23 protein-coding genes are annotated in these 22,360 nt (G+C 71.4%); 14 read left to right on the forward strand and 9 right to left on the reverse strand.

Annotated features, from left to right (window positions below; translation table 11 throughout):
- Window positions 1-52: 52 nt before the first annotated feature.
- Complete coding sequence (locus BIU90_RS17645; protein WP_071301474.1) at window positions 53-673, forward strand: TetR/AcrR family transcriptional regulator; 621 nt, start codon at window positions 53-55, stop codon at window positions 671-673.
- Entirely contained in the window at window positions 670-2,331 is a 1,662-nt protein-coding gene (locus BIU90_RS17650; RefSeq protein WP_071301475.1) for an MDR family MFS transporter, read from the forward strand. The genes BIU90_RS17645 and BIU90_RS17650 overlap by 4 nt, the downstream gene beginning before the upstream one ends.
- A 328-nt stretch (window positions 2,332-2,659) precedes the next feature.
- Here BIU90_RS17650 and BIU90_RS17655 read toward each other — a convergent pair whose 3' ends face one another.
- Window positions 2,660-3,658 carry a LacI family DNA-binding transcriptional regulator gene (locus BIU90_RS17655; RefSeq protein ID WP_254787103.1) on the reverse strand — a complete coding sequence of 333 codons (999 nt, stop codon included), beginning with the start codon at window positions 3,656-3,658 and terminating at the stop codon, window positions 2,660-2,662.
- Window positions 3,659-3,804: 146 nt separating this feature from the next.
- Between BIU90_RS17655 and BIU90_RS17660 the strand changes: the two genes are divergently transcribed.
- Genes BIU90_RS17660 through BIU90_RS17675 form a run of 4 tightly spaced genes read left to right on the forward strand, consistent with a single transcriptional unit; the run spans window position 3,805 to window position 8,108 of the window.
- A complete protein-coding gene (locus tag BIU90_RS17660) occupies window positions 3,805-4,830 on the forward strand; it encodes a nucleoside hydrolase (RefSeq protein WP_071301476.1) in 1,026 nt (341 codons plus the stop codon).
- A gap of 5 nt (window positions 4,831-4,835) precedes the next feature.
- On the forward strand, window positions 4,836-6,266 hold the full coding sequence (locus BIU90_RS17665; protein WP_071301477.1) for an MFS transporter: 1,431 nt from the start codon (window positions 4,836-4,838) through the stop codon (window positions 6,264-6,266).
- Window positions 6,263-7,120, forward strand: a complete 858-nt coding sequence (locus BIU90_RS17670) for a ribokinase (protein ID WP_071301478.1) — start codon at window positions 6,263-6,265, stop codon at window positions 7,118-7,120. The genes BIU90_RS17665 and BIU90_RS17670 overlap by 4 nt, the downstream gene beginning before the upstream one ends.
- A gap of 49 nt (window positions 7,121-7,169) precedes the next feature.
- The gene (locus BIU90_RS17675) at window positions 7,170-8,108 is read left to right on the forward strand and encodes an exopolyphosphatase (protein WP_071301479.1); all 939 of its coding nucleotides are present in this window, start codon (window positions 7,170-7,172) and stop codon (window positions 8,106-8,108) included.
- Between the two features lie 6 nt (window positions 8,109-8,114).
- Here the strand turns inward: BIU90_RS17675 and BIU90_RS17680 are convergent, their stop codons facing one another.
- The gene (locus tag BIU90_RS17680) at window positions 8,115-8,720 is read right to left on the reverse strand and encodes an antibiotic biosynthesis monooxygenase (RefSeq protein WP_071301480.1); all 606 of its coding nucleotides are present in this window, start codon (window positions 8,718-8,720) and stop codon (window positions 8,115-8,117) included.
- A 115-nt stretch (window positions 8,721-8,835) separates the two neighbouring features.
- Between BIU90_RS17680 and BIU90_RS17685 the strand changes: the two genes are divergently transcribed.
- Entirely contained in the window at window positions 8,836-10,038 is a 1,203-nt protein-coding gene (locus tag BIU90_RS17685; protein WP_083404065.1) for an ATP-binding protein, read from the forward strand.
- Window positions 10,039-10,057: 19 nt separating this feature from the next.
- Here BIU90_RS17685 and BIU90_RS17690 read toward each other — a convergent pair whose 3' ends face one another.
- Complete coding sequence (locus BIU90_RS17690) at window positions 10,058-11,074, reverse strand: Ku protein (protein ID WP_071301536.1); 1,017 nt, start codon at window positions 11,072-11,074, stop codon at window positions 10,058-10,060.
- 53 nt (window positions 11,075-11,127) lie between these two features.
- Here BIU90_RS17690 and BIU90_RS17695 point away from each other — a divergent pair, with 53 nt between their 5' ends.
- From BIU90_RS17695 to BIU90_RS17715, 6 genes are all read left to right on the forward strand, one after another.
- Window positions 11,128-12,018: an SDR family oxidoreductase gene (locus tag BIU90_RS17695; protein ID WP_083404066.1), complete on the forward strand. Its 891-nt coding sequence runs from the start codon at window positions 11,128-11,130 to the stop codon at window positions 12,016-12,018.
- Window positions 12,015-14,540, forward strand: a complete 2,526-nt coding sequence (locus BIU90_RS17700) for an ATP-dependent DNA ligase (RefSeq protein WP_071301482.1) — start codon at window positions 12,015-12,017, stop codon at window positions 14,538-14,540. Before BIU90_RS17695 ends, BIU90_RS17700 begins: the two co-directional genes overlap by 4 nt.
- 147 nt (window positions 14,541-14,687) lie before the next feature.
- Window positions 14,688-14,861 (forward strand): hypothetical protein, encoded by a 174-nt coding sequence (locus BIU90_RS18860; RefSeq protein WP_175470254.1) that lies wholly within the window; start codon window positions 14,688-14,690, stop codon window positions 14,859-14,861.
- Window positions 14,862-15,093: 232 nt separating this feature from the next.
- Window positions 15,094-15,624, forward strand: a complete 531-nt coding sequence (locus BIU90_RS17705) for an RNA polymerase sigma factor (protein ID WP_139195359.1) — start codon at window positions 15,094-15,096, stop codon at window positions 15,622-15,624.
- The gene (locus BIU90_RS17710; RefSeq protein WP_139195360.1) at window positions 15,621-16,199 is read left to right on the forward strand and encodes a hypothetical protein; all 579 of its coding nucleotides are present in this window, start codon (window positions 15,621-15,623) and stop codon (window positions 16,197-16,199) included. Before BIU90_RS17705 ends, BIU90_RS17710 begins: the two co-directional genes overlap by 4 nt.
- Window positions 16,196-16,525, forward strand: a complete 330-nt coding sequence (locus tag BIU90_RS17715) for a hypothetical protein (RefSeq protein ID WP_071301485.1) — start codon at window positions 16,196-16,198, stop codon at window positions 16,523-16,525. The genes BIU90_RS17710 and BIU90_RS17715 overlap by 4 nt, the downstream gene beginning before the upstream one ends.
- A gap of 38 nt (window positions 16,526-16,563) precedes the next feature.
- Here BIU90_RS17715 and BIU90_RS17720 read toward each other — a convergent pair whose 3' ends face one another.
- The 6 genes from BIU90_RS17720 to BIU90_RS17745 form a co-directional block, all read right to left on the reverse strand.
- Window positions 16,564-16,743, reverse strand: coding sequence for a hypothetical protein (locus BIU90_RS17720; protein WP_071301486.1), 180 nt, complete (start codon window positions 16,741-16,743; stop codon window positions 16,564-16,566).
- A 10-nt stretch (window positions 16,744-16,753) separates the two neighbouring features.
- Window positions 16,754-17,695 carry a sugar phosphate isomerase/epimerase gene (locus BIU90_RS17725; RefSeq protein ID WP_071301487.1) on the reverse strand — a complete coding sequence of 314 codons (942 nt, stop codon included), beginning with the start codon at window positions 17,693-17,695 and terminating at the stop codon, window positions 16,754-16,756.
- Window positions 17,696-17,860: 165 nt separating this feature from the next.
- Window positions 17,861-18,544 (reverse strand): fumarylacetoacetate hydrolase family protein, encoded by a 684-nt coding sequence (locus BIU90_RS17730; protein ID WP_071301488.1) that lies wholly within the window; start codon window positions 18,542-18,544, stop codon window positions 17,861-17,863.
- A 66-nt stretch (window positions 18,545-18,610) separates the two neighbouring features.
- Window positions 18,611-18,823 carry a hypothetical protein gene (locus BIU90_RS17735; RefSeq protein WP_071301489.1) on the reverse strand — a complete coding sequence of 71 codons (213 nt, stop codon included), beginning with the start codon at window positions 18,821-18,823 and terminating at the stop codon, window positions 18,611-18,613.
- Window positions 18,804-19,151: a hypothetical protein gene (locus BIU90_RS17740; protein ID WP_071301490.1), complete on the reverse strand. Its 348-nt coding sequence runs from the start codon at window positions 19,149-19,151 to the stop codon at window positions 18,804-18,806. The genes BIU90_RS17735 and BIU90_RS17740 overlap by 20 nt, the downstream gene beginning before the upstream one ends.
- Window positions 19,152-19,239: 88 nt before the next feature.
- Window positions 19,240-21,696, reverse strand: a complete 2,457-nt coding sequence (locus BIU90_RS17745) for a phosphoketolase (protein WP_071301491.1) — start codon at window positions 21,694-21,696, stop codon at window positions 19,240-19,242.
- Between the two features lie 161 nt (window positions 21,697-21,857).
- Between BIU90_RS17745 and BIU90_RS17750 the strand changes: the two genes are divergently transcribed.
- On the forward strand, window positions 21,858-22,360 hold a 503-nt coding region (locus BIU90_RS17750; RefSeq protein ID WP_071301492.1), incomplete at its 3' end, for a hypothetical protein.

Consider the following 22,360-nt stretch of genomic DNA (forward strand, 5'->3'; position numbering starts at 1 on the left):
CATCCACCGACACTGAATTGCACTCTGGCAGGAAGAGTGCAATTCTCTCTCGGTGAGCACCGCCGAACGCACCCGCACCCTGCGGCGACGCATGATCGTCGCAGCACGCCGGGCGACCGTGACGCAGGGCCTCGGCGGCTTCACGATCGAGCAGTTGTGCGAGTCGGTCGGGGTCTCGCGACGCACGTTCTTCAACCACTTCGCGTCGAAGGAGGACGTGGTCCTCGGCATCGAGCTGCACGCCGACACCGAGCTGCTGCAGGCGTTCGCCGCCGGCGACGTCGTGCCGAGCACCCTCGACCCGCTCAGCGCGATCGTGGCGCTCGCCGTCGAACAGGTGCGTGCGATGGAGTTCGACCGGTCCGAAGAGGTGCTGGTCCGGACGGTCCTCGACCGCGAACCGGCGCTCCTCGCCCGCTTCCTGTCGGCGACCGACGTCCAGCTCGCCCGCGTGACCGACGCCGTGCGCACGCGGTTCGGGTGGACGGCACCCGACGACGCCCGCGCACGGCTGGTCTCCGAGTCCGCCGCGGCGCTCCTCCGGGTGACCGCCGACCACTACTTCGACGACGCGTTCGACGAGACCACGAGCCCGCCGTTCGACGAACTGCTCACCACGAACCTCCGCCTCCTCAGGGCGGCCATCACCACCGGACAGGACGACACCCCATGAGCACCTCAGCGCCGCGCACCGCCAAGCGCGCCCGGCCCGGGACCGACGGGCCGCTGCTCCTCACCCAGCGCCGGATCTGGATCATCTTCGCCGCGCTCATCGCCGGCATGCTGCTGTCCAGCCTCGACCAGACGATCGTCTCCACCGCGATGCCCACCATCGTCGGCGACCTCGGTGGCGTCGCACACCAGGCGTGGATCACGACCGGGTACCTGCTCGCCTCGACCATCGTGATGCCGATCTACGGCAAGTTCGGCGACGTCCTCGGGCGCCGCAACCTGTTCCTCGTCGCGATCGCGCTCTTCACGCTGGCGTCACTCGGGTGCGCGGTCTCGACGGACTTCTGGCAGTTCGTGGTGTTCCGCGCCATGCAGGGCCTCGGCGGCGGCGGCCTGATGATCCTGTCGCAGGCGATCATCGCCGACATCGTCCCCGCCTCCGAGCGCGGCAAGTACCTCGGCCCGCTCGGGGCGATCTTCGGCCTGTCCGCGGTCGGCGGCCCGCTGCTCGGCGGGTTCTTCGTCGACCACATGACCTGGCACTGGGCGTTCTGGATCAACATCCCGGTCGGCATCGCGGCGTTCTTCGTGGCGTGGTTCGCGCTGACCCTGCCGAACAAGAAGGCGACCAAGCGCATCGACGTGCTCGGTGTCGCCCTGCTGTCCGCCACCACCGCGTGCCTGGTGTTCTTCACCGAGTTCGGCGGCAACCGGCAGCACGGCTGGGGTGCTCCCGAGACCTGGGCGTGGGGTGCCGGGTTCGTCGTCGCCGCAGCGCTCTTCGTGTTCGTCGAGGCCCGCGCCCAGGACCCGATCATCCCGCTGTCGTTCTTCCGGAACCGCACGTTCGTCACCGCGACGGCGATCGGCTTCGTGCTCGGCCTCGGCATGTTCGCGGCGATCGGTTTCGTCCCGACGTTCCTGCAGATGGCCTCGGGCACCTCGGCCGCGGTCTCCGGTCTGCTGATGCTCCCGATGATGGCGGGACTGATCGGCACGTCGATCCTGTCCGGCTCGCTCATCACCAAGACCGGGCGGTACCGGATGTACCCGATCATCGGGACGATCGTGGTCGGCCTGGCGATGCTCGGCATGACGACGCTCGCCGCGAGCACCCCGATCCCGCTGATCTGCGTGTACCTGTTCGTGTTCGGTGCTGGGCTCGGCCTGATCATGCAGGTGGTCGTCCTCGTCGCGCAGAACGCCGTGCCCGCTGAGCAGGTCGGCACCGCGACGTCGACGAACAACTACTTCCGCGAGGTCGGGGCATCCCTCGGCGTCGCCGTCTTCGGGGCGATCTTCACGTCCCGCCTGACGGACAAGCTCACCGAGGTGTTCACCGGCGCCGGGGGCAGTGCGTCCCAGGCCGCCGACGCCAGCGCCAGCATCGACCCGACGCAGCTCGCGAAGCTGCCGCAGGCGGTGCAGGACGGCATCGTCAACGCGTACGCCGACTCGCTGTCCCCGGTCTTCTGGTACCTGCTGCCGTTCATCGCGATCGCCCTGGTGCTCGCGCTGTTCATCCCGCAGATGCAGCTCAACGACGTGGCCGGCATGGTCGCCCGTGGTGAGGCCGTCGGCGGTGCCGAGGCGGATGAGCTCGACCGCGCGCAGCGCGGTGTCCCGGCGGCGTCCGCCTCGACGCGCCACGACGAGTAGACGCAGCCGCCCGACGGAGGGGCGCGCCCGGCTCAGCGGCAACGCGAAGCGTTGCGCCGGGCGCGCCGACCGAGCTTGCGAGGGAGGGGTGCCAGCTGGCACCGGGCCTCCCGTCCGTCACGCGGTCGCGTCCGCTGCGGCAGGCGCGGATGGCGCGACAGAATCGATGTCGTACGACAGCGGCGGTGTCGTTCCGGGTCGGCAGCGCTAGCCGGGCGGGAGCGGCTCCCGCGCCCGCGACAAGACCGACGTCGTACGACAGCGACGATGTCGATCCGAGTCGGCATTGCCCGCCGCGCGCGCGGGCCCGCCGGCTGCGGCGCCCGCGTCAGGCGCCGGTGCTCGCGCGCGGGACCAGCCGCGTCGGCAGGGCGTGTGCGGGCGGCTCCGTGCCGTCGAGCATCGCGAGCAGCCGCAGTGCCGCCGCTCGCCCCAGGTCGGCTCCGGGCAGGGCCACGCTCGTCAGCGCGGGCGCGGTGACCGACGAGGACGGCAGGTCGTCGAAGCCGGCGACGGCCAGCACCCCCGGGACCGCGATGCCCCGCGATGCAGCGACCCGGAGCACCCCGTACGCCAGGGTGTCCGCGGCGGCGACCACGGCCGTGACCCCGGACGCCACCCAGCGCGCGAGGACCCCGGCCGCGACCTCGGCCGCGGCGTCGATCGTCAGGTCCGCCTGCGCGGTGACGTCGGACATGGTCACCCCGGCTGCGGCGCAGGCCTGCTCGAACATCGCCCGGCGCACCGCGAAGGTCTGCGCACGCGAGGTCCCGTCGAGGTAGGCCACGTGGCGGTGTCCCGCAGCGCCCAGGTGCGACACCAGGGACGACACCCCCGCGCTCAGGTCGTAGTTGACGGCGTCGGCACCGCCCGGGGCATCGAGCAGCACCACGGGGACGCTCGCGGCGATCGTCTGGTCGGCGGTGGGTGCGTCGACGAGGATGCCCGCGGGCCGGAGCCGTTCGAAGCGCCGGACGTCCTCGAGCCCCGGCTGCGACCCGCGCTCGGTGACGGAGAGCACGAGCTGGAAGCGTTCTCCGAGGGTGTCGCGCACGCCGCGGATGACCTCGGCGAAGAAGGGGTTCGACAGGTCGGGCGCGATGAGCACCACCAGGTCGCCACTGCCCCGGGCCAGGGAGCTCGCCGCGTGGTCCACGACGTACCCGAGCTCGTCGACGGCGGCGCGGACCCGGGCGACGATCGGCGTCGAGACCCGCCCGCGCTCCTTGCCGTTGACCACGAGCGAGACGGTCGCGATGCTCGTCCCGGCACGCTCGGCGACCATCCGGGCGGTGACGCGCGGGCTGCTCGGCGTGGGGTTCGGCACCCGATGATGCTACCGACCAGGCCGCCAGACTTGACGTCAAGCGTTTGATGATGTGTGATGTCAAACGCTTGACGCGGCGTGCATGGCGCGTCAGGCCGCCTCCTTCCCGGGCGCGACCCGGATCCCCGACGAAGTGGAGCACCACCGTGACCGAACCCACCCCGCGCAAGATCATCCTCGACTGCGACCCCGGCCACGACGACGCCGTCGCGATGCTGCTGGCCCACGGCAACCCCGACATCGAGCTGCTCGCGGTGACCACCGTCGTCGGCAACCAGACGCTGCCGAAGGTCACGCGCAACGCGCTCGCCGTCGCCCGCATCGCCGGCATCACCGGGGTGCCCTTCGCTGCCGGCAGCCCGCGTCCGCTGCTGCGCGAGATCGAGGTCGCACCGGACATCCACGGCGAGAGCGGCCTCGACGGCACGATGCTGCCGGAGCCGTCCTTCGCGCTCGACGAGCGGCATGCGGTCGACCTGATCATCGACACCGTGATGGCCCACGAGCCCGGCACGGTCACCATCGTCCCGACCGCCGGCCTGACGAACATCGCCCTGGCCGTGCGCAAGGAACCGCGGATCATCGAGCGCGTCAAGGAGGTCGTGCTGATGGGCGGCGGCGTGCACGTGGGCAACTGGAGCCCGGTCGCCGAGTTCAACATCGTCATCGACCCCGAGGCCGCGGACATCGTCTTCAGCGCCGGGTGGGACGTCGTGATGGTCGGGCTCGACCTGACCCACCAGGCACTCGCCACCCCCGAGGTCGCTGCGCGCATCGCCGCCGTCGGCACGGGCCCCGCTGCCTTCGTCGGGGAGCTGCTCGACTTCTTCGGCCAGACCTACAAGGACGTGCAGGGCTTCGACGCGCCGCCCGTGCACGACCCCTGCGCCGTCGCCTACGTCATCGACCCGACGATCGTCCGCGCCGTCAAGGTGCCGATCACGATCGAGACGCACGGCACGCACACCCTGGGCATGACGGTCGCCGACTTCCGTGCCCCCGCCCCCGAGGACTGCCGCACGAGCGCGGCCCTCGAACTCGACCACGGCCGGTTCTGGGACCTGGTCGTCGACGCCCTGGAGCGCATCGGCGAGACGCCCGACACCGGCTGGAGCCCGCGCACGGCGCCGACGGCCACGACCACCACCACCGCAAGCACCCAGAAGGCCTGATCCGCATGCCCACCACATCGACGAAGAAGTCGATCGGCGCCCTCACCGCGGCGCTCCTCGCAGCCTGCATCGCGTTCCAGCTGAACGCCAGCATGCTCAGCCCCGCGCTGGTCACCATGGCGCGCGAGCTCAAGACCGACGACGCCACGATCGGCCTGTCGCAGACGCTGTACTTCACGCTCGCCGCGCTGTTCTCGCTGTTCCTGCCGCGCCTGTCCGACATCGTCGGTCGCAAACGCGTGCTGATCGGCATGCTCGCCGTGATGCTCGTCGGCAGCATCGTCGCCGCGACCGCAGTGAACGTCCCGATGCTCTTCACCGGCCGCATCATCCAGGGCGTCACCGGCCCGGTCGTGCCGATCTGCCTGCTCGTCCTCCGCAACGAGATCAGCGACCCGAAGCGCTACGGCGCGGCCCTCGGCCTGCTCACCGCGGTCAACGGCGGCATCGCGGGCATCGACTCGCTCGCGGGCGGCTGGATCGCCACGGCCTTCGGGTTCCGCGGGATCTTCTGGGTCATCGCCGTCGTCACCGTCGTCGCGCTCGCGCTGGTCGCCGTCTGGGGCGTGGAGTCCCGCCCGTCCCAGGGCACCCGGATGGACTGGATCGGTGTCGTGCCCCTCGTGGTGAGCGTGGGCGCCCTGCTGACCGCGTTCAACGAGGCCGGCAAGCTCGGCGCCGCGAACCCGGCGATCGTCATCGGCGGGATCGTCGTCGCCCTCGCTGCCTTCGCCGTGTTCTGGGCCGTCGAGTCCCGGGTGCGCGAGCCCCTCGTGGAGACCCGGTTCCTCAAGCGCCGGGCGACCTGGGCCCTCCTCGCGACGACGTTCCTGACGATGACGGGTGTGTTCGCCGTCGTCAACGGCCTCGTCACGAGCCTCGCCCAGAACCCGGACGCGGGCTTCGGGATGGAGGCCGACCTGGCCTCCCTGGTGTTCCTCACGCCGTACGCGCTGGTCGGCTGGATCGTCGGTCCGTTCGCCGGTCGGCTCGCGCCCACGATCGGCTACCGGGCGATCCTGCGCGTCGGACTCGTCGGCAGCATCGTCGCGACCCTGCTCATGGCGTTCGTCGGGGTGCACTCGCTGCCGGTCCTGGTCGCCGCCACCGTCTTGATCGGCATCACCTACGCCGGCATCGCGAACATCATCCTCAACGGCCTGGGCATCGTGCTCTCGCCCGACTCGAACCCCGGCTTCCTGCCCGGCCTGAACGCCGGTGCGTTCAACCTCGGCGCCGGCGTCAGCTTCGCCGTGCTGCCCGCGCTGCAGATCGCCCTCGGTGTCGGTGGGTCCGCCGGGACCGCCGGCTACTCCGGTGGGATGCTGCTCGGAGCCGGGGTCACGATCGTGGCCCTCGCGGTCTCGTTCCTGATCCCACGGCCCGTCGAGGCCGAGACGACCACCCCCGCACCCCAGAAGGAGACCGTCCGGTGAACACGATCGTCGTCGTCGGGTCGCTCAACGCGGACCTGGTGGTCCGCACCGAGCGCTTCCCGAAGCCTGGTGAGACCCTGCACGGGTCCGACCTGCAGACCCTGCCGGGTGGCAAGTCCGCCAACCAGGCCGTGGCAGCCGGGAGGCTCGGGGGAACCGTTCGCATGATCGGTGCGGTCGGTGACGACGGGAACGGTGCGCTGCTCCGCGACTCCGTCGCGGCCGCCGGTGCGGACACGACGCACGTCGCGGTCCGGCAGGGAACGGCGACCGGGACCGCCGTCATCACCGTCGACGGCCACGGCGAGAACACCATCGTGATCTCCGGCGGCGCGAACGCCACGCTGACGCCGGACGACGTCCCCGCCGACGCGTTCGCCGACGCCGCGGTGCTCGGGCTGTGTCTCGAGGTCTCGATCGACGTCGTGCTCGCCGCTGCACGGGCCGCACACGAAGCCGGCGTCACGGTCCTGACGAACCTGTCCCCGTTCGGCGACGTCCCGCGCGAGCTCCTCGACCTGACCGACGTGCTGCTCGTCAACGAGCACGAGGCCGAGCTGCTCGGCGACCACGGTGTCGCCCGGGTCGTCGTCACGCGGGGGAGCGCCGGGTCGGTCGTGCACGACGGCGACGCCGCACCGGTCGAGGTCCCCGCGATCCCGGTCGAGGCCGTCGACACCACGGGCTGCGGCGACGCCTTCATGGGTGCGGTCGCGCTCAAGCTCGCCGCCGGAGACGCTCTCGTCGACGCCGCACGCTTCGCCGCCGGGGTCGGGGCGTACGCCGCGACCGGGGTGGGCGCACAGGCGTCCTACCCGACCACGGACCAGCTGGAGGCGTTCCTGCGGGCGTAAGTGGGGCCTCCCGTCCGTCATCTGCCCGGCGAGCCGGTATCTTGCATACATGCGCGTGGGAGTCCTCGACATCGGGTCCAACACCGGTCACCTGCTGGTGGTCGACGCCCACGGGGGTGCTGCGCCGCTGCCGGCGTCCTCGTACAAGCAGCCGTTGCGGCTCGCCGAGCACCTGGACGACCGCGGCGCCGTGACGCCGGTCGGGGTCGACGCCCTCACCGCCTTCGTGGCGGAGTCCGTCCGGATCGCCGAGGAACGCGGGTGCGAGGACATGCTCGGCTTCGCGACCTCGGCCGTGCGTGACGCGGTGAACTCGGACGCCGTCCTGGCCCACGTCCAGGACCGCACCGGCGTGGAGCTCGCCGTGCTGTCCGGGTCGGACGAGGCACGCCTGACGTTCCTGGCCGTCCGGCGGTGGTTCGGGTGGTCCGCCGGTCGGCTCGCCGTGTTCGACATCGGCGGCGGCTCGCTCGAGATCGCCGGCGGGGCGGACGAGGCGCCCGACGTCGCGTGGTCGATGCCGATCGGCGCCGCCCGCCTCGCGCGCTCGTTCTTCGCGGCCGGCACCCCGACCGAGGACGACGTCCGCCGCCTGCGCCACGAGGTCCGCGTCGAGATCGCCCGTGACGCCGGCAAGCTGCTCCGTGCCGGGGCTCCCGACCGCGCCGTGGCGACCTCGAAGACGTTCCGGTCCATCGCGCGGATCTGCGGTGCGGCCCCGTCCGCTGCCGGACCGCTGGTCGCGCGGTCGCTCGAAGGGGCGGTGCTGCGGGCGAAGCTGCCGGCGCTCCTGACCATGTCGGTCGACCAGCTCGCGGCGCTGCCCGGGGTCTCGGCGAGCCGGGCGCACCAGGTCGTGCCCGGCGCGCTCGTCGCCGAGGCGTGCCTGGACATCTTCGACCTGCCCGCGCTGGAGATCTGCCCGTGGGCGCTCCGCGAGGGCGTCATCCTCGAGCGGCTCGACCAGTTGTCGGTGCTCGGGGCGTAGGGGCCGCTACCGGTTCCTCGGCGGCGCGAGGAGCCAGGGTCGGATCAGCTTCGTCACGAAGGGCAGCACCCAGAACGTCATGATCGGCGTCAGCACGAGCGTGGTGATCAGGACCCGGGGCAGCGCGGCGAGTCCCGCGAAGGCCGGGACGAACGCGCCGACGAGGATCGTGAACGCCAGGTTCACCGGGAAGAACCCGAGCCAGATGCTGACCGCCTGCTTCCAGCGCGGGGGAGCGCTCGATGCAGGGGCATCCGCAGGGGCGTCGAACCAGCCCTCGATCCCGGTGCGCTTCTCGACGCGGGACTCCACGACGAGGTCCCGCCCGAGGTCGAGCCACCGCAGCCGGTCGTCGGAGTTCTCCCACGTCGACAGGGAGTCGTGGTCGGCGAAGCGGTAGAGCATGTGCCACTCGCGGGACTGCGCGCGGGAGCGGACCCACCCGGAGCCGAGGAACCCGGGGTAGCGGTTGGCGAGGTTGACGCCGGACTGCACCCAGGCGGTGGCCTCGGGGATGCGCTCGGGTTCGACCAGGCGGGTGATGGACACGGTGACGGGCGGGCCCGCTGTCCCGGATGGGTACTGCAGCGTTCCTGGCTCTTGTGGAGTCATCCGGACAGTGTCGCGGATCCGTGTTTCGGGCTCGTGTCGAGGACGATGTCTTCGCGAATGTGGTTGTCTCAACGCGTATAAATGTGGCGCTTATACGGACTGATAAAGTCACACCGTGACTGAAAGTATCGCTCCGTCGAACCCGTTCCGCCCTGGAGCGGGTCGCGTCCCGCCCGAGCTCGCTGGCCGCGATGGCCTGCTGCGGACCGTGGACCTGTCGCTGGCGCAGATCCTCGCGGACTCGGAGGGAGACCGACCGATCGTCATCTCGGGCCTGCGGGGTGTGGGCAAGACCGTCCTGCTCAACGAGATCGGTCGGCAGGCGCGTGAGTCAGGCCGATGGGCCGTCATCAAGATCGAGGCGAGTGCAGGCAGGAACCTCGGGCAGGCCATCGCGCGGGAACTCCACGGGGCGCTGCGGTCGACCTTGTCGATGGGGGAGAACGCACGAGCCAGGTTCGGGCGAGCGCTGCGCGTCTTCAAGTCCTTCCAGATGTCCGTGGATCCCGGCGGCACCTACGGATTCGGTGTCGAGATCGCGCCCGAGGCCGGGTACGCCGACAGTGGGGCGTTCGAGCGCGACCTGGAAGACCTCCTCCGCGAGGTCGGTCTGGCGTTCCGTGAGCTCGACCAGGCGCTCCTCTTGTTGGTCGACGAGCTCCAAGACGCGCCGAGGAACGACCTCAACGCACTGAACCTCGCGCTGCATGCACTCGGACAGGAGCCACACCCGGTCCCGGTGATGATGGTCGGTACGGGTCTTCCCTCACTGCCCGCGGTACTCGCGGACGCCACGAGCTACGCCGAGCGGCTCTACGACTACCGACGTCTCGACCTGCTCGACGACGAACAGACGCGCATCGCCCTGACACGTCCGGCTGAACGTTCCGGTGTCACCTGGGTGTCCGAGGCGCTGGACCGTGCCGTCGAGGCCATCGCGGGGTACCCCTACTTCGCGCAAGCCTGCGGCAAACACGTCTGGGACGTCAGGTCCCTGGCGGACGAGATCGGCCTCGAGGACGCTGAAGCGGGAGTCCTGCGCGCACGAGACGAAGTCGACCAAGGGCTGTACCAGTCGAGGTGGGACCGAGCGACTCCGAAGCAGCGTGAACTGCTCCAGGCGATGGCGGAGGACGGCGACGGGCCGTCGGCGATCCAGGACCTCGTCACGCGCACCGGCAAACGGCGCACGAGCGACTTGTCGGTCTCGCGCAACGAACTGATCAAGAACGGCCACGTGTTCGCGCCTGACCGCGGGTTCCTGGCGTTCACCGTGCCGGGCATGGCCGACTTCATCCACCGGACCGTGACGACGTGATCGGCGAACCGGCGAAGGGCTAGCTGGCGCGCTTCTTCGCTGCGGGCTTCTTCGCAGTGCTCTTCTTCGCCGTGGTCGCACTCGTGGTCGTGCTCTTCTTCGCCGGAGCCCGCTTGGCCGGTGCCTTCTTCGCCGGCGCCTGCTCCGAGTCGGAATCGGAACCGGAATCCGAGGCTGAGCCGGATCCTGCCGACCCGCCCGACCCGGAACGTGCCGTGCCCCGGGAACGCGACCCCGAGTCTCCCGACCGCTTCTTGTCCACCGACGCCCGCAGGGCGGCCATCAGGTCGATGACGTCACCGCCCTCGTCATCGTCGTCGGAGGACGCCTGCTCACCGAAGGTCGCTGCCGTGTCGACGTCGTCGCCGGACTCGAGCTTGGCGTCGATGAGCTGCTGCAGCTCGACCTGGTACTCGTCCGTGTAGCGGTCCGGGTCGAAGTCGGTCGACATGCTCGCGACGAGCGACGAGGACATCTTCAGCTCGTTCGCGCTGACCTTGACCGACGTGTCGAGGGCTTTGAAGTCGGCGGCACGGACCTCGTCGCCCCAGAGCAGCCCCTGCAGGAGCAGCACGTCGTCGTGCACGCGCAGCACCCCGAGCCGGGTCTTCTGGCGCAGGGTGAACTGCACGATCGCCAGTCGGTCGGTCTCCTCGAGGGTCCGCCGCAGCAGGACGTAGGCCTTGGGGGACCGCGAGTCGGGTTCCAGGTAGTACGTCTTCTCGAACATCATCGGGTCGACCTGGTCGACGGGCACGAACTCGAGCACCTCGATCTCGTGCGACTGCTCCTGCGGCAGCTGCTTGAAGTCGTCGGCGGTGAGCACGACGGTCTTCTCGCCGTCGTCGTACGCGCGTTGGATGTCGGCGTACTCGACCTCGTGGCCGAGCTCGCACACACGCTTGTACCGGATGCGGGCCTTGTCCTCGTCGTGGACCTGGTGCATCGACACGTCGTGGGTCTCGGTGGCGGCGTAGACCTTGATCGGCACGTTGACCAGCCCGAACGCGATGGAGCCCTTCCAGATCGACCTCATGAGCACATGATGCCCGTGAGCGCATGAGAGTGCCCGCGAGCACCATGGGGGCCATGAGCCAGCTCGACAAGGACGACCCGCGGACGAAGCACGCCAGGCCGCCCTTCCCCGTGCAGACGCAGCAGGGGTCCGGTCGGGCCAGCGCGATGGACCCGCCGCCGGACCACGGCGAGACGAGCTACGTCGGGACGGGGCGCATGCCCGGCTACCGCGTGCTCGTGACGGGCGCGGACTCGGGCATCGGTCGTGCGGCTGCGATCGCGTTGGCGAAGGAGGGCGCCGACGTCGTCCTGAACGCGCTGCCCGAGGAGATCGACGACCTGGCCGAGGTCCGCGACCTGATCGCGGGCCTCGGCCGGAAGACGGTGATGCTCCCCGGGGACCTGACCGACGAGGCCTTCTGCGTCGAACTCGTCCGGACGGCGGTCAGCGAGCTCGGCGGCCTCGACGCCCTGGTGCTCGTCGCGGGCAGCCAGCAGGTGCACGAGGACGTCGCCGAGCAGTCGACGGAGTCGTTCGACCGGACGATGAAGGTGAACCTCTACGCGATGTTCTGGCTGGTGCGCGAAGCCGTCCCGCATCTGGCTCCCGGCAGTGCGATCGTCACGACGAGCTCGGTGTCGGCGTACGAGCCGCAGGGGCGCATGATCGACTACGCGGCGACGAAGGCCGCGATCATCACCTACACGAACGGGCTGGCCCGCCAGCTGGCGGCGAAGGGCATCCGCGCGAACACGGTCGTCCCGGGTCCGGTGTGGACGCCGCTGCAGCCGATCAGCTACCCGGGCGACGAGATCGCGGCGTACGGGCAGGGGACCCCGTTCGGCCGTCCGGCACAGCCGGTCGAGCTCGGCAGCGCGTACGTGTACCTGGCCGGCCCGGAGTCGTCCTACACGTCGGGCACCACCCTCACCGTGGCGGGGGCGACCGGGGTGGCGCTGTGAGTCCGTCAGCGACGTCGGCCCGGCGGACCACCGTGCTCGTCGGGGACCGGACGCTCGCGCTCACCAACCTGGACAAGGTCCTGTACCCCGAGACCGGCACCACCAAGGGACGGGTGATCGAGTACTACGAGCGCGTCGCGCCGTGGATGATCCCGCACGTCAAGGACCGGCCGGTGACCCGGAAGCGGTGGGCGAACGGCGTCGACGGCAAGGTCTTCTTCGAGAAGAACCTGCCGGACTCCGCGCCCGACTGGGTGCAGCACCACACGATCCACCACTCGGAGCACGACAACGAGTACCCCGTCGTCGACGACCTGCCCACGCTGGTGTGGATGGCCCAGCAGGCCGCGCTCGAGCTGCACGTCCCGCAGTGGCGGTTCGGCCCGCGTGGGGCGCAGCACGACCCCGACCGCCTGGTGCTCGACCTGGACCCCGGCGAGGGCGTCGGGCTCGCCGAGTGCGTCGAGGTCGCGGTGGCCGCACGCCAGATCCTGCAGGGCATGGGCCTCGACCCGTACCCGGTGACCTCCGGGTCCAAGGGCATCCACCTGTACGCGGCGCTCGACGGCCGCTCCACGACCGACCACGTCTCCGCCGTCGCCCACGAACTCGCGAAGGCGCTCGAGCAGGACATGCCGGATCTGGTCCTGTCGTCGATGAGCCGGGCGGAGCGCACGGGCAAGGTGTTCGTCGACTGGTCCCAGAACAACGGCAACAAGACCACGATCGCGCCGTACTCGCTGCGTGGCCGGCCCACGCCGACGGTGGCCGCGCCCCGGTCGTGGCAGGAGCTGACCGAGCGTGGTCTTGCCCAGCTGACGCTGGACGAGGTGCTCGAGCGCCTGCAGGACCACGGCGACCTGCTGCACCCGGTGGCCGCCGGGTCGCTGTCGGTCGGGAGGCCCGACTCCGGTCACTGGGACAGCGACCGGACCCAGCGCGCGAACGCCGCAGAGCAGCCGGGTCGCGACCGCCTCGCGGCGTACCGCGCGAAACGCGACGCGTCGAAGACGCCCGAACCGGTCCCGCAGGACGCGCCGACGATGCGGGCGGACGGGACGCCGACGTTCGTGATCCAGGAACACCACGCGACTCGCGACCACTACGACTTCCGGCTGGAGCACGACGGCGTCCTCGTCAGCTGGGCGCTGCCGAAGGGCGAACCGACCGACCCGGGGAAGAACCACCTGGCCGTCATGACGGAGGACCACCCGCTCGAGTACGGCGCGTTCGAGGGCACGATCCCGCACGACGAGTACGGCGGCGGGACGGTCACGCTGTGGGACGACGGCACGTACGAGCTCGAGAAGTGGCGCGAGGGCGAAGAGGTCATCGTGACCCTGCACGGTCGCACCAACGGCAACCGGCGTCTCGCCCTCCTGCACACGCGGGGTCGCGGGCGTGGTCGGGACGGCGACGAGAAGAACTGGCTCATCCACCGGACGAAGGACCAGCCGGACCGGTCGGCCGGCGGGACCAGCGCGGCGGCGGTGGGTCGAGCCTCCCGTCAGCCCGTCGGTGGCGTCGGGGGCGAGCCGATCGCTCGGACGGCAGCGCCGGCGACCGACCCGGTCGAACGGCGCACGATGCAGGCCTCCCTCGCGAAGGGTGCGCCGGTGCTCGACGCGGCGGACTGGGCGTTCGAGATGAAGTGGGACGGCGTGCGGGCCCTGGCGACCGTCCGCGACGGCGAGGTCACGCTCCGGAGCCGGAACGGCAACGACCTGACCGCGCAGTACCCGGAGCTGCAGGAGCTCGGCGAGCGTGCGGGGGTCGATGGGGTCTTCGACGGGGAGGTGGTCGCGCTCGACGATCGCGGCCGTCCGTCGTTCCAGCTGCTGCAGAACCGGATGGGCGTGACGAAGCCGCGCGAGGTCGAGGCCGCGCGGAAGGCCACGCCGGTGCGGTTCCTGCTGTTCGACGTGCTCGAGGCGGACGGCCACGAGCTCACCCGGCTGTCGTACGAGCGGCGACGCGAAGCGCTCGCGACGGTGGTCGAGCCCGGCGGCGTGATCGACGTGCCCGCAGCCGCATCGGGGACGCTCGAGCAGGCGGTCGAGGACTCCCGACGCGCCGGGCTCGAGGGGGTCGTCGCGAAGAAGCGGTCCTCCCGGTACGCCGAGGGGCGTCGCTCCGAGGCCTGGGTGAAGATCAAGCACCACGCCACGCAAGAGGTGGTGGTCGCCGGTTGGAAGCCGGGCAGCGGTCGTCGGGAGGGTGGCATCGGGTCGCTGCTGCTCGGCATCCCGGACGGCGACGACCTCGTCTACGTGGGCAAGGTCGGCACCGGGTTCAGCGACCGCGACCTGGACGACCTGATGCGGGTGCTCGCACCGCTGGAACGGACGACGTCGCCGTTCGTCGACGTCCCGCGGGCCGACGCGCGCGATGCCCACTGGGTGCGCCCGGAGCGCGTCGGCGAGGTCGAGTTCGCCGAGTGGACCGGGGACGGACGCCTGCGCCAGCCGTCGTGGCGCGGGTGGCGCACGGACAAGGCCCCCGAGGACGTCACCCGCGAGTGAGCGCGCACGCGGCAGCATGCGTGCGCATCGGCTCCGCTGGAGGCGAACTTCCGTCCCCCGTGGACGGCTCGGGTGGGGGACGAATCTGTCTGCCCCCTGGTGCGAGCGCCGTGGACTGTTACGTTCGCCGGGACGGAAGGAGACCGGATGAGCGCGAGCGACGCCCTGCCACCGTCCGACGCGGATGGAGCCCCCGCACCGACCCCGACCGGGGTGTCCGCACCACCTGCTCCGGACACGACGACCACGACGACCACGATGACCCGGGCCGACGCCGAGGTCACGTACGCCGACTTCCTCGGCGACCAGGTCGAGGACTGAGGCGAGGTCCCGGGCGGTCCGTGCGCCGGATCAGGGGACGCACGGACCGCCGTCGAAGCGCCGTGACCGGTCGTTCAGGGATGCCCGATCACGGCGCGCTCGTCCCACCTGCGACCATGCAGGTGGTAGGCACGTACTGAAGACGAACCCACCTCGGGATTCGTCACGCACGACTTCGCACCCGAACACCCGAGAGGCCACCCTGACCGAGCAGCACCGGCAGCTCGCGTCCCTGTCGGACGCCTCGCTCGTCGAGCGTTCGGCCGACGGCGACGCGGCCGCGTTCGGCGTCCTGATCCGACGCTACGGACCACTGATGCGGGCGTACGCGGCGCGCATCCTCGGGTACGGCGACGGCGAGGCCGACGACGCCGTACAGGAGGCAGCGCTGCAGGCGTGGCAACGGATCGACCGCGTCGAGGACCCGGACCGCGTCCGGACGTGGCTGTTCCGGATCGCGGCGAACAAGGCGCTCGACCGGTTGCGGCGTCGGCACCCGCACCTCGACCTGGAGGCCGTGCCCGACCTGGCAGCGGACCGTTCCGTCGACCAGGTGGTCGAGACGCGGATGCAGGCCGACGCGCTGGCCAGGGTGGTGCGGAACCTGCCGGACGCGCAGCGAGCAGTCTGGGTGATGCGCGAGGTCGGGGCGGCCTCGTACGCCGAGATCGCGGAGCAGACCGGGATGTCGGCAGCGGCCGTCCGGGGGTCCCTGGCACGGGCCAGGCGCACGGTGCTCGAGCGGATGGAGGGGTGGCGATGACCGACGACGGCGACGACCGCTACGGCGCCTTCACGCTCGAGGACCTCACCGCGTACCTCGACACCGGCCGTGACCCCGTCCGCGACGACATCGAGGCCGACGATGTCGCGGTGGACGCCCTGCGCCGACTCGAACGCCTGCGACAGGCGTCTGCGGACCTGCTCGACGCCGACGTCCGCGCGGCCGGGCACGCTGACGACGGCTGGATCGCGGGCGTCCTGGCGAGCATCCGGACCACCGCGCACGCCGGTCGTGACGTGCCGGTCCCGGACCCGGATCCCGCCGCGCACCTGGTCGTGACCGAGGGTGCACTGCGCGGCGTGGTCCGGTCGCTCGGGGACGCGGTGCCCGGGGTGCTCGTCCGCCGTACGCGGTTCTCGGGCGACGTGACGGTCCTCGGCGCCGAGATCGACGTCGAGGTGACCATCGCCGCCGCTGCGGACGCGCCGATCCACGATCGTGCCGAGGCGCTGCGGTCGGTGGTCCGGTCCGCCCTGGACGAGCACGCGCCGTTCGTGGTGCGCTCGCTCACCGTGCGGGTGGCCGACGTGCTGGACCCGGGGAGCGCATCGTGACGGGGGACCCCCGCGTGCTCTCCCGCACCCTGACCCGGGCGGTCCTCGAGGTCGAGGGCGTCCGGTCCGTGATCCCGCCCGGCCCGAGCCTGGCGGTGCTGGTGCGCGACGTCCGGTCGGTGCTCGACCTGCCCCGCGGTGGTGGCGCCGTCCTGGTGGAGGACCGCGCCGAGGGGCTCCGTGTCCGGGTCGTCGTGGCCGTCGACAGTGACGTCCCCGCGGTCCGGACGGTGCGGGCCGTGCGCGACGCGGTGGCGTCGGTCGTCCTCGACACCATCGGGGTGCGTCCCGCGTCGGTGACGGTCCGCGTCGTCGAGATCGCCTGACGCGGCCCCGGGGCGTTGCCGCGCGGCCTCGCGCGTGCTCAGGCGGCGGGGGCGGGGCCGTCTGCGGGCTCGGCGTGGTCGGCGACCGGCAGGTCCTCGTCGACCAGGTCGTCCTCCTCGGGCTCGATGACCTCGGCGGCTGCGGCCTTGGCGTCGTCGATCGCCTGCTGCGACTCGTGCAGGAGTCGGTCGTCCCCGGTGTTCGCGTGTTCGCTCATGGCCCGGATGTTACGCGGGCGCACCTGAACCGGTCTGCCGCCGCGGCCGCTGCGTGGGTTCGAAGTCCACGGCCGACGTCGGCGCCGGCGACGACGGCATCACCGGCAGCGCAGGGGTCCCGAAGGCGTCGGCAGCGTCGAGCACCGCCCGGGTCGCGGCAGCAGCGAGGCGGAGTGCATCGCGGACCGGCAGTGCACGGTGTGCGGGTGTCCGGACCTCGACGCCCCACGGTTCGTCATGACCGAGTTCCCGGACGGTGCGGATGAACCCCGGCACGTCCCAGGCTCCGGCACCGGGCAGGTACCGCGCCGAGCGGGACTCCTCGGCCAGGGTCATGCCGCTCGGGGTCGACAGCAGCCCGTCGCTCAGCTCGACGGCAGCGAGGGTCCCCGGCGCGATGCCCTGGCGGATGGAGCCCAGGGTGGACCCACCGCGCAGGGCGTGCATCATGTCGAGCACCAGCCCACCGGCGCCGGCGGTCGTGATGAAGCGCGAGGCCCGTTCGACCGTCGGCAGGTTCGACCACGGCTCCGGCTCGAGCACCAGCTGCGCGCCCACCGCCTCGGTCTGCCGTGCCAGTGCCACCCAGTCCTCGAGCATCGCCGTCGGGGAGATGCCGGGCAGGGAGACGTCGGCACGCGCCACCACCTGCCACGCCCGGAGCGACGCCGCGGCTTCGAGGATGACGCCCCGCTCGGCCTCCGACCCGGTCGTGCGGCTCGGACACGTCCACCAGTTCCCCAGCGTGCCGAGCTGCACCCAGACGATCCCGGCGTCGTCGAGCATCCGTCGCAGCGCCGCGAAGCCGATCGTCGACCGGACCTCGTGCAGGTCGTCGAGCGCGAGGGAGATCCCCGCGAACCCGGCGTCACCGACCGCGCGCACGCGCTCGTGGATCGGTTCGTCGCCGTCCCAGGTCCAGGACGTCGCCAACAGGTCGTGTTCCAGCACGTCGCACCTCTTCTCCGGTGCGCGCGCGGCGGTCGCCCTCGACCCCGCCGACACCGATCAGGACGTCGCCCTGACACGACGTCACCGCCAGGTGTACGCCCCGTGGCTCGGAACGCACACAGCGCCCGGCAACACCCGCGTCATCTGGCCGTCCGTCGGAGCGACTCAGACCAGGCGTGTGTGCACGGTGCCCACCCCGGCGATGTCCCCGCGCACGTCCGCGCCACGAGCCAGCATGCCGACGCCCTCGGGTGTCCCGGTCATGACGAGGTCGCCGGGCTCGAGGCGCACGGCCCGGGACAGCTCCGCGATCACCTCGGCGACCGACCAGATCTGGTCGGCCAGGTCACCGTGCTGTCGGCGCTCGCCGTCCACCGTCAGTTCCACCACGCCGTGTGTCGGGTCGACCTCGGCGGCGGGGACGAGCGTCCCGATCGGGGCCGAGGCGTCGAAGCCCTTCGCCATGTCCCACGGCCGCCCGAGCCGCTTCGCGTCGGCCTGCAGGTCCCGCCGCGTCAGGTCGAGTCCGACGGCGTAGCCCCAGACGTGGTCGAGCGCGGTCGCGACGGGGACGTCCGCTCCGCCCGTGCCGATCGCGACGACGAGTTCGACCTCGTGTTCGAGGCGGTCCGTCATCGTCGGGTACGGCGTGTCCGCACCGTCAGTGACGACCGCGTCGGCCGGCTTCGTGAAGAAGAACGGCGGCTCGCGGTCCGGGTCGTGCCCCATCTCGCGCGCGTGCGCCGCGTAGTTCCGGCCGACGCAGAACACCCGGCGGACCGGGAAGCGCCCGCCGGTCGTCGTCGGGACGGTCGGGAGGAGCGGGGCCGGGATCACGAGGTCGGTCACGACCCCAGCGTGCCAGACCCCGGCACGCCAGAACGCAGCGTGCCAGACCCAGCCTGGGCGTGACGGTCAGTCCGCGTACGACGCCTCGGCCTTGAGCGCTCGGGCCCGCGCGCGTTCCTGCCGTTCCCGCCACTCGGTCCGCGCTTCCTCGAGTTCCTGCTCCGCGTTCTGGGCGCGCAGCATCGGACCGTAGTGCGTGCTCGCGAGCAGGGGTGGAGTCGTCATCTCGAGGACGTCGAGCCATCGTTTGAAGGCCTTGTCACTCAGGTCGGAGATCATCGTCGTCCCTTCTGCGTTGCGTTGCCGGATCGGTCTCTCGACGCTCGAGTTCGCGCAGCACCCAGTTGTCGTCCTCGGTCACCCATCGTCGTGTGGTCAGCGCGTGGACCATCAGCGATGCGGCCGCGTTCGCGTCCTCGTCGCTGCAGAGTGCCCGGTCGGCGATCCAGGCCCAACGCTGCCACCACTGGTCGCGGTGCGCCAAGAACTCCGTATTCCGCCGCATCGCGCGCCCCTCGCGCAGGGTCACGACGGTCGCGCCGACCGCCGCGCACGCGCTCACCACCGACACCACGACGCCCGCCCACCCGATCCACGCTCCGTCCATGCCGACAGCGTGGCCGGACCGACGGCACCACCGATCGTCCGGCGGCCGACCTGTGGACGGCGAGCAGGGCCTCCAGGATGTGGAGGAGTCAGTTGCCGGGCGCTGCGTCCTCGGTCTCGCCCTCGCCCGGGTCGCCGCCGGTGCCGTCAGCGTCGTCCCTGTCCTGCGGCCACCCGGAGAACCGCCAGGCACCGACGGACGCGTGGTCCTCCCCGTGCTCGTAGGCGAACGCCCGCGCCGCGGCACGGGCCTCGGTGAGCGTGGTGAGCAGGTCGGCGTACCGCTCGGCGTCGACACGGGTGAGCGCGTCGTGCGCCAGTGCGAAGCGGTCCATCTCGTTGCGCATGAGCATGTCGAACGGCGACGTGGTGGTGCCCTGCTCGAGGAACCCGTGCACGTGCAGGTCGTCGTGCCCGTGGCGGCGGTAGGTCAGCTGGTGCACGAGCGACGGGTAGCCGTGGAAGGCGAACACCGCGGGCGTCCCGGGCAGGAACACCTCGTCGTACCGGTCGTCGGACACCGGGTGCTCGTGCTTACGGGGGTCGCCGAGCGAGAGCAGGTCCACGACGTTGACGACGCGGACGCCGACCTCGGGCGCGTGCTGCCGGATGATGTCCGCGGCGGCCATCGTCTCCACGGTCGGGACGTCGCCCGCGCTCACCAGGACCACGTCGACCCGACCGAGCTGCTGCTCGGTCCCGGCCCAGTCCCACACGCCGAGTCCCGCGTCCGCGTGTGCGACGGCGTCCTCGAGCGACAGGAACACCGGCTCGGGGTGCTTGCCGGCGACGATCACCTCGATGCGGTCGGTGGTCTCCATCGCGTGGGTGGTGACCGCGAGCAGCGTGTTGGCGTCGGCGGGCAGCTTGATCCGGACGAGGTCCTGCTGCTTGGACGCGACGACGTCCAGGAAGCCCGGGTCCTGGTGCGAGAACCCGTTGTGGTCCTGACGCCAGACGTGCGACGACAGCAGGATCGTCAGGTTCGACACGGGCTCGCGCCAGTCGATGTCCGTGGACGACTCGAGCCACTTGGCGTGCTGCCCGACCATCGAGTCGATGATGTGGGCGAACGCCTCGTACGTGTTGAGGACACCGTGGCGACCGGAGAGCACGTAGCCCTCGAGCATCCCCTCGAGCAGGTGCTCGGAGAGGACCTCGATGACGCGTCCGGTCGGGGCGAGGTGCTCGTCCTCCGGGTCGTTGCCGGCGCGCCAGACCCGGTTCGTGACGTCGAACACGGCGTCGAGCTTGTTCGACACGGTCTCGTCCGGGCCGAACAGGCGGAACGTCGAACCGTTGCGCTCGGCCAGGGCGGCGAGCCACGGGCCGAGCGTCCCCGTCGAGGAGGCCTCGGTCCCGGCCTCCACCGCGAACTCGGCCAGGTCCGGTCGGTCGAGCGCGGTCCGGATCCGGCCGCCGTTCGCGTGCGGGGTCGCGCTCATCCGGGTGTCACCGACCGGGCGGATCGCCTCGAGCAGCCCGATGCCTGCACCGTCGGCGTCGAACAGCTCCGACGGGCGGTACGACTCCATCCAGTGCTGGAGCTGTTCGCGGTGTCCCGCGTCGTCGCGGACGGCCGGCAGCGGCACCTGGTGCGCGCGGAAGGTGCCCTCGACCCGCTGTCCGTCGACCTCCTTCGGCCCGGTCCACCCCTTCGGGGTCCGGAGCACGATCATCGGCCAGCGCGGGCGGATCTCGGACGCACCGGCCATCTCGCCCGCTGCTGCCCGCGCTGCTTGACCGCGCGCCGCCGCCTGGATGTCGTCGATCGCGGCCAGGGCTCGGCGGAGCGCGCCGTCGAACAGGGCATGCACGGCGAAGGGGTCGTCGTCGACGCGGGCGGAGTCGACGATGATCGGGTCGTACCCGAGCCCCCGGAAGTACGCGGTGAGGTCCTCGGCCGGGATGCGGGCGAGGATCGTCGGGTTCGCGATCTTCCACCCGTTCAGGTTGAGGATCGGCAGCACGGCACCGTCGGCGACCGGGTCCAGGAACGTGTGCGCCTGCCACGACCCGTTGAGTGGACCGGTCTCGGCCTCGCCGTCACCGACGACGCACGTCACGACCAGGTCCGGGTTGTCGAGCGCCGCACCGTACGCGTGCGCCAGGGAGTAGCCGAGCTCGCCGCCCTCGTTGATCGACCCGGGCGTCTCCGGCGCCGCGTGCGAGGGGATGCCGCCGGGGAAGGAGAACTGGCGGAAGAACTGCTGCAGGGTCGTGCCCGGGTACATCTCCTGCCAGGTGCCGTCGAGCCAGGCGTTCGCGTTCATCGCCGGGCCGCCGTGTCCGGGCCCGCAGACGTAGAGCATCTCCCGGCCGGTCGCGGCGATCAGTGCGTTGCAGTGCGCGTACACGAGGTTGAGCGCGGGCGAGGTGCCCCAGTGCCCGAGCAGCCGCGGCTTGACGTCGTCCGGGCGGATCGGGCGGGACAGCAGCGGGTTGTCCAACAGGTAGATCTGGCCGACGGTCAGGTAGTTCGCGGCGCGCCACCACGCATCGATCGCGCGGATCCGGTCGGTCGTCGGCAGGTGCTCGGGAGCCATGCCCCCACGGTACGGACGGGGGCCTGCAGAGGCGCCGGAGAAGTCGTCCCAATCCGATCTGCGCGGGGTGCCGAATCATCAGCACACAGGGCAGACGCCCAGAGCACTTCCCGGCCTCGTCCGGCCAGGACTCGACCAACTCACAGCAGAGGAACGGTTCCATGCGCAAGATCACGAAGACCACGGTCTCCCTCGCCGCCGCTGGCGCGATCATCCTGGGTGGTGCCGGGTTCGGCATCACCGCCGCGAACGCCGCGACCCCGACGGTCCACACCGTCGCCTCGTCGTCGTCGAAGATCCCCGCACCGGTCGCGTCGGTTCCCGAGGTCAAGGGCGGCAACACCTCCGTCGCGCTCGACTCGGGCTTCACCGACGCGCTGAAGGCCCTGGGTCTGACCCCGGGTGTGTCGGGTTCGGCGAAGCTCGACGGTGGCGCGGTGTCGTTCCCGATCACCGCCGGCTCCGTGACGTACTGGTCGCCGGACGGGTCGTACCGTCCCTACGTGCAGGGCCTGCTGAACCACAACGGTTCCGGTCTCACCCTCGCCGCGGGCAGCACGACCGTGACGCTGGAGAACTTCGTGGTGAACCCGGGCTCCTCCAAGCTCTACGGTGACGTCCTGGTCAACGGTGAAGTCGCTGCGTCCAACGCGTACCTGTTCTC

Source organism: Curtobacterium sp. MCBA15_001, from assembly GCF_001864835.1.
Taxonomy (GTDB): domain Bacteria; phylum Actinomycetota; class Actinomycetes; order Actinomycetales; family Microbacteriaceae; genus Curtobacterium.

Coding starts and splice junctions, on each gene's coding strand:
- BIU90_RS17650 (WP_071301475.1), top strand. CDS start 670: ATGAGCACCTCAGCGCCGCGCACCGCCAAGCGCGCCCGGCCCGGGACC.
- BIU90_RS18860 (WP_175470254.1), top strand. CDS start 14,688: ATGAGCGCGAGCGACGCCCTGCCACCGTCCGACGCGGATGGAGCCCCC.
- BIU90_RS17740 (WP_071301490.1), bottom strand. CDS start 19,151: ATGGACGGAGCGTGGATCGGGTGGGCGGGCGTCGTGGTGTCGGTGGTG.
- BIU90_RS17720 (WP_071301486.1), bottom strand. CDS start 16,743: ATGAGCGAACACGCGAACACCGGGGACGACCGACTCCTGCACGAGTCG.
- BIU90_RS17745 (WP_071301491.1), bottom strand. CDS start 21,696: ATGGCTCCCGAGCACCTGCCGACGACCGACCGGATCCGCGCGATCGAT.
- BIU90_RS17695 (WP_083404066.1), top strand. CDS start 11,128: ATGAGCCAGCTCGACAAGGACGACCCGCGGACGAAGCACGCCAGGCCG.
- BIU90_RS17735 (WP_071301489.1), bottom strand. CDS start 18,823: ATGATCTCCGACCTGAGTGACAAGGCCTTCAAACGATGGCTCGACGTC.
- BIU90_RS17675 (WP_071301479.1), top strand. CDS start 7,170: ATGCGCGTGGGAGTCCTCGACATCGGGTCCAACACCGGTCACCTGCTG.
- BIU90_RS17690 (WP_071301536.1), bottom strand. CDS start 11,074: ATGAGGTCGATCTGGAAGGGCTCCATCGCGTTCGGGCTGGTCAACGTG.
- BIU90_RS17665 (WP_071301477.1), top strand. CDS start 4,836: ATGCCCACCACATCGACGAAGAAGTCGATCGGCGCCCTCACCGCGGCG.
- BIU90_RS17680 (WP_071301480.1), bottom strand. CDS start 8,720: ATGACTCCACAAGAGCCAGGAACGCTGCAGTACCCATCCGGGACAGCG.
- BIU90_RS17710 (WP_139195360.1), top strand. CDS start 15,621: ATGACCGACGACGGCGACGACCGCTACGGCGCCTTCACGCTCGAGGAC.